Source organism: Paracoccus sp. R86501 (genome assembly GCF_042466435.1).
Lineage (GTDB): Bacteria > Pseudomonadota > Alphaproteobacteria > Rhodobacterales > Rhodobacteraceae > Paracoccus.
The window spans coordinates 1,300,766-1,315,816 of sequence record NZ_JAXHPZ010000001.1 but is presented as its reverse complement, the minus strand read 5'-3'; the positions used below and the strand labels follow the sequence as shown (position 1 = coordinate 1,315,816).

16 protein-coding genes are annotated in these 15,051 nt (G+C 64.0%); 9 read left to right on the top strand and 7 right to left on the bottom strand.

The features are described 5' to 3' along the window. Positions 1-10 precede the first annotated feature (10 nt). From SJY40_RS06455 to SJY40_RS06445, 3 genes are read left to right on the top strand one after another with little or no spacing between them, the layout of a single operon-like run. Complete coding sequence (locus SJY40_RS06455; protein ID WP_378943997.1) at positions 11-1,939, top strand: biotin carboxylase N-terminal domain-containing protein; 1,929 nt, start codon at positions 11-13, stop codon at positions 1,937-1,939. After that, positions 1,936-2,799 (top strand): hydroxymethylglutaryl-CoA lyase, encoded by an 864-nt coding sequence (locus tag SJY40_RS06450; RefSeq protein ID WP_378943994.1) that lies wholly within the window; start codon positions 1,936-1,938, stop codon positions 2,797-2,799. Before SJY40_RS06455 ends, SJY40_RS06450 begins: the two co-directional genes overlap by 4 nt. Then, positions 2,792-3,574: a crotonase/enoyl-CoA hydratase family protein gene (locus SJY40_RS06445; RefSeq protein WP_378943991.1), complete on the top strand. Its 783-nt coding sequence runs from the start codon at positions 2,792-2,794 to the stop codon at positions 3,572-3,574. The genes SJY40_RS06450 and SJY40_RS06445 overlap by 8 nt, the downstream gene beginning before the upstream one ends. 67 nt (positions 3,575-3,641) lie before the next feature. On the opposite strand, the gene glyA is transcribed toward SJY40_RS06445, so the two are convergent. Continuing rightward, a complete protein-coding gene (gene glyA, locus SJY40_RS06440) occupies positions 3,642-4,937 on the bottom strand; it encodes a serine hydroxymethyltransferase (RefSeq protein ID WP_378943989.1) in 1,296 nt (431 codons plus the stop codon). 198 nt (positions 4,938-5,135) lie between these two features. Between glyA and SJY40_RS06435 the strand changes: the two genes are divergently transcribed. Continuing rightward, complete coding sequence (locus tag SJY40_RS06435) at positions 5,136-5,897, top strand: NAD kinase (protein WP_378943986.1); 762 nt, start codon at positions 5,136-5,138, stop codon at positions 5,895-5,897. 19 nt (positions 5,898-5,916) lie between these two features. Here SJY40_RS06435 and SJY40_RS06430 read toward each other — a convergent pair whose 3' ends face one another. The 3 genes from SJY40_RS06430 to SJY40_RS06420 form a co-directional block, all read right to left on the bottom strand. Then, entirely contained in the window at positions 5,917-6,939 is a 1,023-nt protein-coding gene (locus SJY40_RS06430) for a hypothetical protein (protein ID WP_378943984.1), read from the bottom strand. An 84-nt stretch (positions 6,940-7,023) separates the two neighbouring features. Beyond that, positions 7,024-7,932, bottom strand: a complete 909-nt coding sequence (rpoH, locus tag SJY40_RS06425; protein WP_378943981.1) for an RNA polymerase sigma factor RpoH — start codon at positions 7,930-7,932, stop codon at positions 7,024-7,026. A 150-nt stretch (positions 7,933-8,082) separates the two neighbouring features. After that, entirely contained in the window at positions 8,083-9,108 is a 1,026-nt protein-coding gene (locus SJY40_RS06420) for an RluA family pseudouridine synthase (RefSeq protein ID WP_378943978.1), read from the bottom strand. On the opposite strand from SJY40_RS06420, the gene SJY40_RS06415 reads away from it, so the two are divergent. Then, the gene (locus tag SJY40_RS06415; protein ID WP_378943975.1) at positions 9,107-9,421 is read left to right on the top strand and encodes a DUF6476 family protein; all 315 of its coding nucleotides are present in this window, start codon (positions 9,107-9,109) and stop codon (positions 9,419-9,421) included. The two genes, SJY40_RS06420 and SJY40_RS06415, sit on opposite strands and share 2 nt — an antisense overlap. On the opposite strand, the gene SJY40_RS06410 is transcribed toward SJY40_RS06415, so the two are convergent. Further along, the gene (locus SJY40_RS06410) at positions 9,409-9,660 is read right to left on the bottom strand and encodes an accessory factor UbiK family protein (protein WP_378943972.1); all 252 of its coding nucleotides are present in this window, start codon (positions 9,658-9,660) and stop codon (positions 9,409-9,411) included. The two genes, SJY40_RS06415 and SJY40_RS06410, sit on opposite strands and share 13 nt — an antisense overlap. A gap of 117 nt (positions 9,661-9,777) precedes the next feature. Here SJY40_RS06410 and lgt point away from each other — a divergent pair, with 117 nt between their 5' ends. The 3 genes from lgt to pgeF are packed head-to-tail and all read left to right on the top strand — an operon-like array spanning position 9,778 to position 12,471. Next, positions 9,778-10,665, top strand: a complete 888-nt coding sequence (gene lgt / locus SJY40_RS06405; RefSeq protein ID WP_378943970.1) for a prolipoprotein diacylglyceryl transferase — start codon at positions 9,778-9,780, stop codon at positions 10,663-10,665. Beyond that, positions 10,662-11,723 (top strand): class I SAM-dependent methyltransferase, encoded by a 1,062-nt coding sequence (locus SJY40_RS06400; protein WP_378943967.1) that lies wholly within the window; start codon positions 10,662-10,664, stop codon positions 11,721-11,723. Before lgt ends, SJY40_RS06400 begins: the two co-directional genes overlap by 4 nt. Next, positions 11,707-12,471 carry a peptidoglycan editing factor PgeF gene (gene pgeF / locus SJY40_RS06395; RefSeq protein WP_378943964.1) on the top strand — a complete coding sequence of 255 codons (765 nt, stop codon included), beginning with the start codon at positions 11,707-11,709 and terminating at the stop codon, positions 12,469-12,471. The genes SJY40_RS06400 and pgeF overlap by 17 nt, the downstream gene beginning before the upstream one ends. A 12-nt stretch (positions 12,472-12,483) precedes the next feature. Here the strand turns inward: pgeF and SJY40_RS06390 are convergent, their stop codons facing one another. Continuing rightward, positions 12,484-13,134 carry an NAD(P)H-binding protein gene (locus SJY40_RS06390; RefSeq protein ID WP_378943961.1) on the bottom strand — a complete coding sequence of 217 codons (651 nt, stop codon included), beginning with the start codon at positions 13,132-13,134 and terminating at the stop codon, positions 12,484-12,486. A gap of 61 nt (positions 13,135-13,195) precedes the next feature. Further along, the gene (locus SJY40_RS06385; protein ID WP_072297221.1) at positions 13,196-13,696 is read right to left on the bottom strand and encodes an Lrp/AsnC family transcriptional regulator; all 501 of its coding nucleotides are present in this window, start codon (positions 13,694-13,696) and stop codon (positions 13,196-13,198) included. A 156-nt stretch (positions 13,697-13,852) separates the two neighbouring features. Here SJY40_RS06385 and trxB point away from each other — a divergent pair, with 156 nt between their 5' ends. Beyond that, a complete protein-coding gene (gene trxB, locus SJY40_RS06380) occupies positions 13,853-14,836 on the top strand; it encodes a thioredoxin-disulfide reductase (RefSeq protein WP_378943957.1) in 984 nt (327 codons plus the stop codon). The last annotated feature ends 215 nt before the right edge of the window (positions 14,837-15,051 follow it).

Below are 15,051 nucleotides of genomic sequence, written 5' to 3'. Positions count from 1 at the left end.
AAGGTCGCCGATGTTCGACAAGATCCTGATCGCCAACCGCGGAGAGATCGCCTGCCGCGTGATCGACACCTGCCGTCGCATGGGGGTGGCTACGGTGGCGGTCTATTCCGACGCCGACCGCACGGCCCGCCATGTGCAGATGGCCGATCAGGCCGTGCATCTGGGCGGGCCCGCGCCCGCCGACAGCTATCTTCGCGGCGATGCCATCATCGCGGCGGCGCTGGAGACGGGGGCCAAGGCGATCCATCCGGGCTATGGCTTCTTGTCTGAAAACCCCGGCTTCGTGGATCAGGTGCAGGCGGCGGGGCTGGTCTTCATCGGGCCGTCGGGCGATGCGATCCGCGCGATGGGCCTGAAGGATGCGGCCAAGGCGTTGATGGAAAAGGCGGGCGTGCCGGTCGTGCCCGGCTATCACGGTGACAATCAGGACGCGGGGCATCTGGCGGCCATGGCTGGCGACATCTGCTATCCTGTGCTGATCAAGGCCGTCGCAGGCGGAGGCGGCAAGGGCATGCGCCGTGTCGATGACCCCGCCAACTTCGCCGACGCGTTGGAGTCCGCCCGATCCGAGGCGCAGACGGCCTTCGGCAATCCCGACGTGCTGATCGAGAAATACGTCCTGCAACCACGCCATATCGAGGTTCAGGTCTTCGGCGACGGCACCCGCGCGGTCCATCTGTTCGAACGCGACTGTTCGCTGCAACGCCGCCACCAGAAGGTGATCGAGGAAGCGCCCGCCCCCGGCATGACCGCCGAGATGCGTCAGGCCATGGGCGATGCCGCCGTCCGCGCCGCCGAGGCGATCGGATATTCCGGCGCTGGCACCATCGAATTCATCGTCAACGGCAGCGACGGCCTGCGCCCCGACCGCTTCTGGTTCATGGAGATGAACACCCGCCTGCAGGTCGAACACCCCGTGACCGAGGCGATCACCGGCATCGATCTGGTCGAATGGCAGCTGCGCGTCGCCAGCGGTGAAGACCTGCCCGCCCGGCAGCAGGACCTGACCATCACCGGCCATGCCTTCGAGGCGCGCCTCTATGCCGAGGATGTGCCTGCGGGCTTCCTGCCCGCCACGGGTCGTCTGGCGCATCTGGGCTTTCCCGATGGCGCGCGGATCGAAACCGGGGTGCGGCAGGGGGATGTGATCTCGCCCTGGTATGACCCGATGATCGCCAAGGTCGTGACCTGGGGGACGACCCGCGCCGTCGCGCTGCGGTCGCTAGAACGGGCGCTGGTGGATACCGATGTCGCGGGATCTGTCACGAACCTCGATTTCCTGATCGCGCTGACGCGGCATGATGGCTTTGGTGCGGGCCTTGTCGATACCGGTCTGATCGAACGTGACCTTGCGGCCCTGACCGCCACCGCAACGCCTGATCAGGCAGCCGTCGCGCTTGGGGTGATCGGTCTGGCGGGACTGTCGGAACCTGAAACCCTTGGCGGCATGACGCTGTGGCAGCCCCTGCGTCGCACCATCGCGTGGGACGGCGGGCAGGCGGTTCTGAAGGTCATGGGGCCGGGCCATGCGGTGGTCGGCGTCGATGGCACCGATCTGGATGTGCGCTGGCAGGGCGACCGCTGGTGGGTGGATGGTAACTTGTGCCGCCATCGCGTGGTCCTCCATGATGCAGGGGTCAGCGTCTTTGGCGCGGGCACGGTGCATCTGACGGCGCTGGACCCGCTGGCACGCAAGGCTGCGGATGATGGCGGCGACGGGCTGACGCGTTCGCCCATGCCGGGACTGGTCAAGGCGGTGCATGTCGCCCAAGGCCAGCAGGTCCGCACCGGTGACCGCCTATGTGTCCTCGAGGCGATGAAGATGGAACACAGCCTGCTGGCCGCCCGCGACGGCATCGTGGCCGAGGTTATGGCCGCCGAGGGCGATCAGGTCGAGGCGGGCGCGGCCCTGATCCGGCTGGACGAGGTGCCGGAATGATGCCGCAGGTCGAGATCTTTGAAATGGGTCCCCGCGACGGGCTGCAGAACGAAAAGCGGATGATCCCCACCGCCGACAAGATCGCGCTGATCGATCTGCTGTCGCAGGCAGGGTTCCGGCGGATCGAGGCGACAAGCTTCGTCAGCCCCAAATGGGTCCCGCAGATGGGCGATGCGGCGCAGGTCATGGCCGGGATCGCGCGCAAGGCCGGTGTGCGCTATGCGGCGCTGACCCCGAACATCAAGGGCTATCAGGCGGCACATGCCGCCCGCGTGTCCGAAGTGGCAATCTTTGCCAGTGCCTCCGAAGGCTTCAGCCGCGCCAATCTGAACGTCTCGGTCGAAGAAAGCCTTGAACGCTTCCGCCCCGTGGCCGCCGAGGCACGCGCTGACGGTCTGCCGGTGCGGGGTTATGTCAGCATGGTCACCGATTGTCCCTTCGACGGCGCGACGCCGCCCGACAATGTCGCCCGCGTCGTGGCCGCCCTGCGCGACATGGGCTGCTATGAAATCAGCCTTGGCGACACGATCGGTCAAGGACGGCCCGAGACCATCGACGCCATGCTGGGCGCGGTTCTGGATGAAATGCCCGCCGACCGGCTGGCGGGCCATTATCACGACACCGGCGGACGGGCGCTTGAAAATGTCGATGCCAGTCTGGCGCGGGGTCTTCGGGTCTTTGATGCCGCGGTGGGTGGGCTTGGCGGTTGCCCCTACGCCCCCGGGGCTGCGGGCAATGTGGCAACCGAAACGCTGGCGGGCTTCCTGACGGATTGCGGGTTCGACCACGGGCTGGACATGCAGGCCGTCGAACGCGCCGCTACATTCGCACGCACCCTGCGGGAGGGGACCCATGCCTGAGACGATCCGCATCGAGACCGACGCCCGCGGCGTCGCCACCCTGTGGCTGACGCGTCCGGACAAGCACAACGCCCTGTCGCACCAGATGATGGATGAGATCATCGAGGCCTGCACGACACTTGGTGCCGATCCGGCCGTGCGTGTCGTGGTGCTGGCGGCCGAGGGCGCCAGTTTCTGCGCCGGCGGCGATCTGGCTTGGATGAAGGCGCAGATGACGGCGGATGCCGAAACGCGTCGGGCGGGCGCGCGGGTGCTGGCCACGATGCTGCAATCGCTGAACCTGCTGCCCAAACCGTTGATCGCACGGGTGCATGGCAATGCCTTTGGTGGCGGCGTTGGCATGATGGCGGTGGCGGATGTGGCGATTGCCGCCGATACCGCGCGCTTTGGCCTGACCGAGGTCAAGCTGGGCCTGATCCCCGCCACCATCGGTCCCTATGTGCTGGCCCGCATGGGCGAGGACCGCGCCCGGCGGGTGTTTTTTTCAGCCCGGCTGTTCGGCGCGCCCGAGGCTGTCGATCTGAACCTTGCCGCCCGCTGCGTGCCCGCCGACGATCTGGATGCCGCGATCGAGGCCGAGATCGCCCCTTATCTGCAAGCGGCCCCCGGCGCGGTGGCGGCGGCCAAGGCACAATGTCGCGCGCTTGGGATGCGCATCGACGATGCGGTCATTAACGACAGCATCGACCGGCTGGTCGCTGTCTGGGAAGGGTCCGAGGCCCCCGAAGGCATTGCCGCGTTTTTCGACAAACGCAAACCTGCCTGGATGACCTGAACGCAAAGAAAAACCCCCGCCGCGACATGCGCGACGGGGGTTCCCGAATGTTGGTGGCCTTGGCCGATCACATACCGGCGTAGAGCGGGAAGCGGCCGCACAGTTGGGACACTTCGTCCCGGATCTTGGCCTCGACCTCGGCATTGCCTTCCTCGCCATTGGCGGCAAGGCCGTCGACGACCTCGACGATCCAGCGGGCAATCTGGCGGAACTCGGCCTCGGCAAAGCCGCGCGTGGTGCCTGCGGGCGCACCCAGACGGATGCCCGACGTGACGAAAGGCTTTTCCGGATCGAACGGCACGCCGTTCTTGTTGCAGGTGATATGCGCGCGGCCCAAGGCCGCTTCGGTTGCCTTGCCGGTCACGCCCTTGGGACGCAGGTCGGCCAGACACAGGTGGTTGTCGGTGCCGCCCGACACGATGTCGATGCCACCCTTCATCAGCTCATCCGCCATGGCCTGCGCGTTCTTCACGACCTGGGCTGCATAGGTCTTGAACTCGGGGCGCAGTGCCTCGCCGAAGGCGACCGCCTTGGCGGCGATGACATGCATCAGCGGGCCACCCTGAAGACCGGGGAAGACGGCGCTGTTGACCTTCTTGGCGATGTCGGCGTCGTTGGTCAGGATCAGACCACCGCGCGGACCGCGCAGAGATTTATGCGTGGTCGAGGTGACGACATGCGCATGACCGATGGGCGAGGGGTGCTGACCACCCGCGACCAGACCCGCGATATGGGCCATGTCCACCATCAGATAGGCGCCGACTTCATCCGCGATCTTGCGGAAGGCCGCCCAATCCCAGGTGCGGCTATAGGCGGTGCCGCCGGCGATGATCAGCTTGGGCTTGTGCTGGCGGGCGCTTTCGGCGATCGCGTCCATGTCCAGCATCTGGTCCTGCTGACGCACGCCATAGCTGACGACGTTGAACCATTTGCCCGACATGTTGACCGGCGAACCATGGGTCAGGTGACCGCCCGAATTCAGGTCCAGACCCATGAAGGTATCGCCCGGCTGCAGCAGCGCCAGGAAGACGGCCTGGTTCATCTGGCTGCCGGAATTGGGCTGGACGTTTGCATATTCGCAGCCGAACAGCGCCTTGGCGCGTTCGATCGCCAGGTTTTCGGCGATATCCACATATTGGCAGCCGCCGTAATAGCGTTTGCCCGGATAGCCTTCGGCGTATTTGTTGGTCAGGACGGAACCCTGCGCCTCGAGGACGGCCTGGCTGACGATGTTCTCCGAGGCGATCAGCTCGATCTCGTCGCGCTGGCGACCCAGTTCCTGGGTGATGGCCTTGGCGATGTCGGGGTCACGGCTGGCCAAGGTTTCGGTGAAAAAGCCGTTGTCGCGGGTGGGGGCGTTCATCGGTCTCGCGTCCTTTTATGGCTGAGGCGGCAGAGGATGAGGCCTTCTAACGTAACAATATGGTTGCGGAAAGTGACAAAACGACCCGCAACCGGGTCCTTGCGACGCAGGGCCATTCGGGGGCGCTTTCGGGCGGGGCTTGTCATCCGCGCGGCTGCGGTCAATGCTGCGCGCCTGACACGGGGGAACGACCGCCTTATGACGGCACGCATTCACTTTACCGCCAGCCAGGCCGAACCGGCCCGCGCGGCACATGCCGAACTGACCGCTCGGTACGGCGATACGCCGCTGGATCAGGCGCAGGTCGTGGTGGCATTGGGCGGTGACGGCTTCATGCTGCAGACGCTGCATGCGATGCAGGGGCGCGACATGCCGGTCTATGGCATGAATCGCGGCACGGTCGGTTTCCTGATGAACAGCTATGCCGCCGAAGATCTGCCCGAACGCCTGTCTGCGGCCGAAGAGGCCGTCATCAACCCGCTGCGGATGCGCGCCACCTGCGCCAATGGCACCTGCCACGAGGCGCTGGCCATCAATGAGGTCAGCTTGCTGCGCGAAGGCCCGCAGGCCGCCAAGCTGCGCATCCATGTCGATGGCCGCATGCGGATGGAGGAACTGGTCTGCGACGGCGCCTTGGTCAGCACGCCCGCCGGGTCGACCGCCTATAACTACTCCGCCCACGGCCCCATCCTGCCCATCGGGTCCGAGGTTCTGGCCCTGACCGCCATCGCCCCCTTCCGGCCCCGTCGCTGGCGCGGCGCGCTGTTGCCCAAATCAGCCGAAGTGGTGATCGAGGTGATGAATCCCGAACGCCGCCCCGTCATGGCCGATGCCGACAGCCGGTCCTTCCGCCATGTCACCCGGGTCGAGATTCGCAGCGCATCCGATATCCGTCACCGGCTGATGTTCGACAACGGTCACGGGTTGGACGAACGCCTGCTGCGCGAACAATTCGTCTGACGGGTTTCGTCGTCAGGGGTCAGCCCGCGCAGATCTGCTGCAGGGCCAGCCATTGCTCATCGGTCAGCAAAGGCCGCACGCCAGTTGCCCCGCGCATCGGATCGTTGTCGATCAGCGGCAGGACGGATGCCCCCGTCGGATCGATCGAACGGGCATAAGGCTCGGTTAACAGGTCGTGTTCCTTGAAGGCTGCAGGCAGGGCTGTGACATCGGGGCGGATCAGTGGCTGGTCCAGCAGTTGTTCGCCGTAACCGACCAGCGCATTGCGCGGCAGCGTCCCAAGCGTCATCAGTCGCAACGATGCGATCGCCCCTGCGTATTCAAGCGCCTGGAGCGTGACCTGATGTTCGTCCTGTGCGATTTCTGCAGCAATCAGATGCCCCGCGGCGGCCTCTGGCCCGGTTGTCGACACCAGCAGGTCGCTGCCCAGCAGATACATGTCGCCCGGCAAGCGCAGCGCGCCATTCAGCGGGCCGGGCACGACCTGTACCAAGGCCTTGCGATCCAACAGGCGTGGCGTGATCCAGTTCAAGACCTGCTGGCCCGAATTGCGGTGGCAGATGGGACCGGTGCCTTGTTCCAGATCAGCCAGTACGGCTTTGCCGATGGTGCGCAGCTGCGCGGGCGGCGCGATCTTGGCAGCGTGACGGACCAAGGCATCCGGCAGCCACATCACGAAGGCTCCGGCCAATCCCAGCAGCACCAAGCCGGTCAGTACGCCACGCAACCGCCCTGGTTTGACCCGATGACGGGCGATGGCGGTCTGCACGCGTTCGATGCCGTCGACCATCAGCTGGTCGTCGATCTCGACGGTTTCATCGGGAGTGTCGGATGTCGGGGTGTATCGCGCAGGCAATTTGCCCGGATTCAGACGCACGACGGCGGGCAGGGACCAATGCGACAGCGGGCGGTCGCTGCGCGGGTCCATCAGCGTCAGGGTCGCCTCTCCGATAGAAACGACGACTTCGCGTGGTTCCGCCGTCGGGGATTCCTTCCAGGATCCCTGCGCCTCGAGACGTCGAAATTCGGTCAACGCTGTCATGGCTGGGGGACGCTTTCGAAGTCGTGGCAATGGCTTGCCCGACCATAAAGCAGCGCCGCATCGCGTCAATGCGGCGCCGCGTGATTATTCGGCGTCTTCGCTGATCTTCATGCCTTTTTCGCGGGCCAGAACGCGCATCCGGTCCTGCAGCTTTTCAAAGGCACGCACCTCGATCTGGCGGATGCGTTCACGTGACACGTCGTAACGCCCGGACAAATCCTCCAGCGTCATCGGATCATCACGCAAGCGACGCTCCATAAGGATATCGCGTTCGCGGTCGTTCAGCACGTCCATCGCCGACATTAGCATCTGACGACGCGTGTCCAGTTCCTCGGTCTCGGCATAGGCTTCGGCTTGATTGGCGTCGGTGTCTTCCAGCCAGTCCTGCCATTGCGCCGAAGATTCACCGTCACCCGATCCGACCTGAGCGTTCAGCGACGCATCGCTGCCCGACAGGCGGCGATTCATGTCAACGACCTCTTTTTCGGTCACGTTCAGTTCGGTCGCGATCTGCGCGACGTTTTCGGGCCGCAGATCGCCTTCTTCCAGCGCGCCGATCTTGGATTTGGCTTTGCGAAGGTTGAAGAACAGCTTTTTCTGCGCGCTGGTCGTGCCCATCTTGACCAAAGACCACGACCGCAGGATGTATTCCTGGATCGAGGCACGGATCCACCACATGGCATATGTCGCCAGACGGAACCCGCGTTCCGGGTCGAAGCGCTTGACCGCCTGCATCAGGCCGACGTTGGCTTCGCTGATCACTTCGGCCTGCGGCAGACCGTAACCGCGATAGCCCATGGCGATCTTGGCCGCCAGACGCAGGTGACTGGTCACCATGCGGTGGGCCGCCTCACTGTCTTCATGGTCCGCCCATGCCTTGGCCAGCATGTATTCCTCTTCCGGTTCCAGAAGCGGAAACTTGCGGATCTCTTGCAGATAGCGGTTCATCCCCTGTTCGGGACTGGGTGCCGGAAGGTTGCCGTATGTCGCCATGATGTTTGCCTTTCGCAGAGATCGACGAACGCGACTTTACGGCCGCAGGTTCCGGACAGAATGACGCAGCCGCGCCGTGGATCGCCTGATCACCGGGTCAGTGTGCGCCCCGATGCGGGGAATGTAACCTGTGTATCGGTCACGTTCCCGTCAAGTGGCCGTCTGACGCAAGGCATCAAGAACCTGCTGCATGTCATCGGGCAGGGGGCTGTCGAACGCCATATGTTCGCCGGTGATCGGATGATCGAACCCCAGATGCGCCGCGTGCAGGGCCTGACGCGAAAACGCCTGCACCAGTGCCGCTGCCCCGCCAAGGGCCTTGGCCGATGCCTTGCGCGCACCGCCATAGACGGGATCACCGACCAGCCCCAGCCCAGCATGGGTCATATGCACGCGGATCTGATGCGTGCGACCGGTTTCCAGCCGGCATTCGACCAGCATGGCCGAAGGCGGGGTGCCGAAACGCTCCAACAGTTTGGCGCGGGTGACGGCATGGCGGCCCTTGTCGAAATAGACCGCCTGACGCTGGCGATCGGTCGGGTGTCGCGACAGGCGCGAGGTGATCTTCATCACCAGCCCGTCTTCAAAGCTGATGCCGGGGGTGCCGCGCAGGCGGGGATCGGCGGGGTCGATGATGCCATGCGCCAGCGCCAGATAGCGCCGCTGCGCCGTATGCGCTTCGAACTGGGCTGCCAGACCGTGATGGGCGCGGTCCGATTTGGCGACCACCAGCAGACCCGACGTATCCTTGTCGATCCGATGCACGATGCCCGGGCGCTTTTCGCCCCCGATGCCCGACAGCGTTTCGCCGCAATGGGCCAGCAACGCGTTGACCAGCGTCCCCGACGGCGATCCGGGCGCGGGATGCACCACCATGCCCGCCGCCTTGTCGATCACGATCAGGTCATCGTCTTCATAGACGATGTTCAGGGGAATGGCTTCGGGCAGGGTCTCGACGGATTCGGGCGGGGCAAGGGTAATGTGGTATTCCTGCCCTTCGGACACCTTGGCCTTGCCGTCGCGCACCACGCCTTCGGGTCCGGTGACATCGCCATCCGCGATCATTCGCGACAGGCGCGACCGGGAAAGGGCGGCTTCCTCTGGCACGGCAAGCGCAAGCGCCTTATCAAGCCGTTCGGGCGGGTTGGCCTGGATGATCACGATAAGGTTCGACATGGCGGAAGATGATACCGATTGGAAGGCAGCGGCGAAAGCGGTTCCGGAACTGCGGTTCCTGAAGACGCTTGTCACCGGGCTGACGCTGGTGATGGGATTGGGGATGGTCGCGGTGGTCGCGATGCTGTGGATGCGATTGGGTCAGCCCGTGCTGCCCGAATTGCCCGGCAATATCAAGCTGCCGGACAATGTTCAGGTGCAGGCCGTGACATTCGCGCCCGACTGGATCGTGGTGGTCACCGATGACGCACAGGTGCTGCTGTACGATCGCAGCGGCACGCTGGCGCGCACGATCGAGGTTCAGTCGCCCTGACGAGTGGCGTCCATCGCATCCAGACGCGCCTTCAGCTCGGCGTTTTCGGTGCGGGCCTTGATGGCCATTTCGCGGACGGCCTCGAATTCCTCGCGCGTGACGAAATCGCGGTCGGCCAGCCAGCGGTCAACCCAGCCTTTCATGGCGTTCTCGGCCTCGGACCGGGCGCCTTGGGCGACGCCCATCGCGTTGGTCATCATTTTCGAGATGTCGTCGAAGAAACGGTTGTCGGTGCTCATGTCTGCCTGTCCTTCAAGCTTGGTCGATCCCTATATGGTCCGGGCGGCGCCGGGGTTCAATGTTGACACGGGCGGTTTGCTGACTAGCGTGCGCGCCAATCGCAAGCCCGAGGCACCATGATCCCCTTCCCAGATATCGCCCCCGAGATCTTCACGATCAACATCGGCAGTCTTTCCCTGTCGCTGCGCTGGTATGCGCTGGCCTATCTGGCGGGCCTGATCATCGGCTGGCAGCTGATCGCGCTGATGATGCGCCGCCCCGCCATCTGGGGCGACCGTGCGCCGATGCATGCCGAAAAGGTGGATGACCTGCTGACTTGGGTCATCCTTGGGGTCATTCTGGGTGGCCGACTTGGCTTCGTGCTGTTCTATGAACCGGCCTACTACCTTGCCAACCCAGCTGAGATCATCAAGGTCTGGCAGGGCGGGATGAGCTTCCACGGTGGTTTTGCAGGCGTTATCGTGGCCACCGCCATCTATTGCTGCCTGAACGCCATTCCCGCGCTGCGTCTGGCCGATGCGATGGCAGTCGTGGCACCGGTCGGCCTGTTCTTCGGGCGCATCGCGAATTTCATCAACGCCGAACTGTGGGGCCGTCCGACCGATATGCCATGGGGCGTGGCCTTCCCAGGACAAGCCGCCCAGACCTGCGAGGGCGTCACCGGCATCTGCGCCCGCCATCCCAGCCAGCTGTATGAGGCTGGCCTTGAGGGGTTGCTGCTGGGGCTGATCCTGCTGGTCGCGCTGCGCATGGGAGCCCTGCGCCGCCCCGGCCTGCAGTTCGGAATTTTCCTGACAGGCTATGCACTTGCCCGCATTTTCGTCGAACTCTTCAGGGTCGCGGACGCCCAGTTCATCACCCCCGACAATCCGCTCGGGCATGTCGTGGGCGGACCTCTCATCGGGCTTACCATGGGGCAGGTGCTGTCGCTGCCGATGCTGGTGATCGGGCTGGCGCTGATCCTGCGTGCAGCCCTACGCCCGGCGATGGACCGGACCGCATGACGCCGCTGGCCCGCATCATCGCTGCCCGCATCCGTGCGACGGGGCCGATCACGCTGGCGGATTATATGCAGATCTGCCTGCTGGACAGCCGCTACGGATATTACGCGACCCGCGATCCCTTCGGGCAGGCCGGTGATTTCATCACCGCCCCCGAGATCCACCAGATGTTCGGCGAGTTTTGCGGTCTGGCGCTGGCGCAGGCCTGGATGGATCAGGGGCGTCTTGCCCCCTTTACCTTGGCCGAGCCGGGCCCCGGGCGTGGCACCCTGATGGCCGATATGCTGCGCGCCATCACCGTTGTCCCCGGCATGCGCGATGCCGCGCAGGTCTGCCTGATCGAGGCGTCGCCCTTTCTGCGCAAGGTCCAAGCCGAGCGTTTGGGTTCGCCCCGCCATCTGGATGCACTTGAACAACTGCCCGACAACCCCTTGTTCTTGATCGCGAATGAGTTCGCGGACGCCCTGCCGATCCGTCAGTACCAGATGACCGAAGACGGCTGGCGTGAACGCATGGTCGGGCTGTCGCCGGTCGGTGAACTGCAGATGGGGCTGGGGCAGGTGGTGCCCTATCCGCGCGAAGGCAAGCCCGGCGACGTGGTCGAGGATTGCGCCGAGGCCGTCGCCTCGACCGAAGCGATTTCTCGCAAGATCACGGCGCATGGCGGTGCTGCGATCATCATCGATTACGGCGGATGGAACGGCGTTGGCGATACGTTTCAGGCGCTTCGCAACCATGTCCCCGAAGATCCCCTCGCCAATCCGGGCCTTGCCGACCTGACCGCCCATGTCGATTTCGCCCCCCTTGCCGCCGCCGCGCTGCGGGCGGGTGCCGTCGTGTCGCGTCCGTTGCACCAAGGTGATTGGCTGCTGTCGCTTGGGGCCGAGGCGCGTGCCTGCAAATTGGCCCAAGCCGGCGATGCTGGCGCGATGGCTGCGCTTGCGCGCTTGACCGACCCCGCGGAAATGGGTCACCTGTTCAAGGCAATCGCCATTTGGCCGAAAGGGGCTTCCCCCGTTCCCGGCTTCGAGGCGCTGGAGATTCATGCAGACGACACTTGAAATACTGACCCACCCGCTGTTGTCCGACGTCCGGCACGGCTTTTTCACGCGCAAGGGCGGCGCGTCATCGGGGCTGTTCGCCGGCTTGAACTGCGGTCGCAGGTCCACCGACCAACGTGACATGGTCGAACTGAACCGCGCACGCGTCGCGACGGCCATGGGGGTCAAGCCGGCGTGCCTGGCGACCGTCAAACAAGTGCATTCGCCTGATGTCGTCACGCTTGATCTGGACGACGACATCGCCATTACCCGTGATATTTGCGCTGACGGCATCGTGACGGCCCGCGACGATGTCGCCTTGGCCGTGCTGACGGCGGACTGCCAACCTATCCTGTTGGCTGATCCCGATATGGGCGTCATCGGCGCGTGTCACGCGGGCTGGCGCGGTGCTTTGGGGGGCGTGATCGAAGCAACGGTTCAGGCGATGCATGCCCTTGGCGCGCAAAGCATCAAGGCCGTGATCGGACCCAGCATCAGTCAGCGCGCCTATGAGGTCGGCGATGACTTCATGGATAACTTCCTGGCCGAAGACCCCGATTTCGATCGCTTTTTCAGTGGCGGCCCCAAGGGCAAGCCGATGTTCGACCTGCCCGCATTCGGTCTGATGCGCTTGCGCGAGGCAGGGGTCGAGGCGGAATGGTCACGCCATTGCACTTATTCCGATCCGGCCAAGTTCTTCAGCTATCGCCGGGCGACGCATGAAGGTCAGGTGGATTATGGGCGGTTGATCAGCGCGATTGCACGCTGACCAACCGCGACTTCACGCCAAGGCGCTGACTGCGACGGGGATTGCATCGTCGCCGGGGGCCAGTTCGATGATCGTATTAACGATCTGTGGCGTGGCAATCGTTTCGGCCATGAAGTTGGCGACATCGGCGCGCTGGATGGTGCCGTATGGGACTGCCAATCCGGCCGAGACCTTGCCGGTCGGCGCGTCATCGCCAAGGGTGCCCGGGCGGATGATGACGAACTCCAGCCCACTGCGGACAAGATGAACGTCTGCCGTCTTTTTGATGCGCATGTAATTTTCGAACCCTTCGCCCAGATCGGCAGTGCGACCCGCCTCGGGGAAGACCGAGGTCAGATAGATGCGCTTGACGCCCGCTTCCTTGGCAGCTGCAACGGTTTTTTCGAAACCCTCGCCATCGACCGCCTTGGTCAGCTCCTGTCCCGCACCACCGGCACCGGCGGCGAAGACGACGGTTTCAACGTCATCCAACATCGCAGCCATGTCCTGCACGCTTATCTGTGTCAGATCACCCTTGACGGGCGTGGCGCCAAGATCGGCCAATTGGTCGTGCTGTTCGTCATGACGATAGAGCGAGCTGACGCGGTTGCCATTCGCGATCAACTGCGGGGTCATGTGGCGGGCGATCTGGCCCGCGCCGCCGACGATAAAAATATGTGCCATTGGGTTCGCTCCTTTGCGTATGGGGCAGGGAACGTCGGCCACGGCGATCGGGTTTCTTTGGTCAGCCAGCCTCGCGGATGCGTTCCTCGACGATCTCGAAAGGAACTGAGGGTTCATCCTTGGCACCGCGGATCACCAGTGACGTCTTGACCGAAGCGACATTCGGTGCAGCGGTCAGGGCATTCGTCAGGAAGCGCTGGAAGGTTGACAGATCGGGCGAGACGCACTTCAGGATAAAATCGATCTCTCCGTTCAGCATGTGGCATTCGCGGACCAGCGGCCAGTCCTGAACCAGCGCCTCGAAGGCGGAAAGGTCGCGTTCGGATTGCGAATTCAGGCGCACCATGGCAAAGACCTGAACCTCGAACCCCAGTTCGCGGGCGTCGATATCGGCGTGATAGCCGCGGATATAGCCAAGCTCCTCCAGCGTGCGGACGCGGCGCAGGCAGGGCGGTGCCGAGATCCCGACGCGGCGGGCCAATTCCACATTGGTCATCCGGCCATCGGCCTGCAATTCGGCCAGGATCTTACGGTCGATGTCGTCAAGTTTGGCGCCGGCCATGGTGGTCTTTCTTTAACAGGGTCTTGGCGTTACCGGAAACTACAATGCAGGCCGCAAATGCGCAACAATCTTTCTGGGATTGCATAGGTGCCGGGATGCGTTGCAGTCGGGCTTCGAAGCGACTACCTCATGCACAAACCAAGATTGGGGCGCAAGATGACCGAACGCACGCATGTGAAACTTTTGATCGTCGGATCGGGTCCGGCCGGCTATACCGCTGCTGTCTATGCATCGCGGGCCATGCTTGAGCCGATGTTGATCCAGGGCATGCAGCCCGGCGGCCAGCTGACCATCACCACCGAAGTGGAAAACTGGCCCGGCGAAACCGAGATCCAGGGCCCCGAGCTGATGGTCAAGATGGAGGCCCATGCCCGCGCCATGGGTGCCGAGATTGTGACCGACATGGTCACATCGCTGGACCTGCAAAGCCGCCCCTTCACCGCCACCTGCGACAGCGGTCGCGTCGTGACCGCCGATGCCGTCATTCTGGCAACCGGTGCGCAGGCGCGTTGGCTGGGTCTGCCGTCGGAAGAAAAGTTCAAGGGCTTCGGCGTCAGCGCCTGCGCCACCTGTGACGGCTTCTTCTATCGCAACCGCGAGGTCGTGGTGGTCGGCGGTGGCAATACTGCCGTCGAAGAGGCGCTGTTCCTGACGAAATTCGCCAGCAAGGTGACGCTGGTTCACCGTCGTGACAGTTTGCGCGCCGAAAAGATCTTGCAGCATCGCTTGTTGAACCACCCTAAGGTCGAGGTGATCTGGAATCACCAGCTGGACGAGGTGACGGGCGTCGATACCCCGATGGGCGTCACCGGTGCGACCCTTCGCTCGACCGTCGATGACAGCACGCGCCAGATCGCGGCGGATGGCGTCTTCGTGGCGATCGGCCACGCGCCTGCCAGCGAGCTGGTCACGGATCAGCTGGAATTGCACAACGGCGGTTACGTCAAGGTCGAGGCTGGCAGCACCCGCACCTCGATCCCCGGCGTCTTTGCCGCAGGCGATCTGACCGACCACATCTATCGTCAGGCCGTGACCAGCGCGGGCATGGGTTGCATGGCCGCATTGGACGCCGAACACTTCCTGGCAGCCGAGGAAGGGGTAGAGGTCGCCCCCGAGCAGCTGGTTGTCGGAACAGTTTAAGCCACTATAATTGTGAACGAAATTGCGGGGCAGGGACGGTAAGACCGTCTCTGCCCTGTTGCATTTCAACCATGTGTTGCAAGGAGCCGCCGTCACAGCGACAAAAGCGTTTTCCCAGACTTGAATATCGCTTTCAACACTTGTATGCCCGTCTCAAGTCACGCGATCCCAAGGGGTCTGCGTGGTCATTTGTCTCATGTAATCACCAGGTTTCG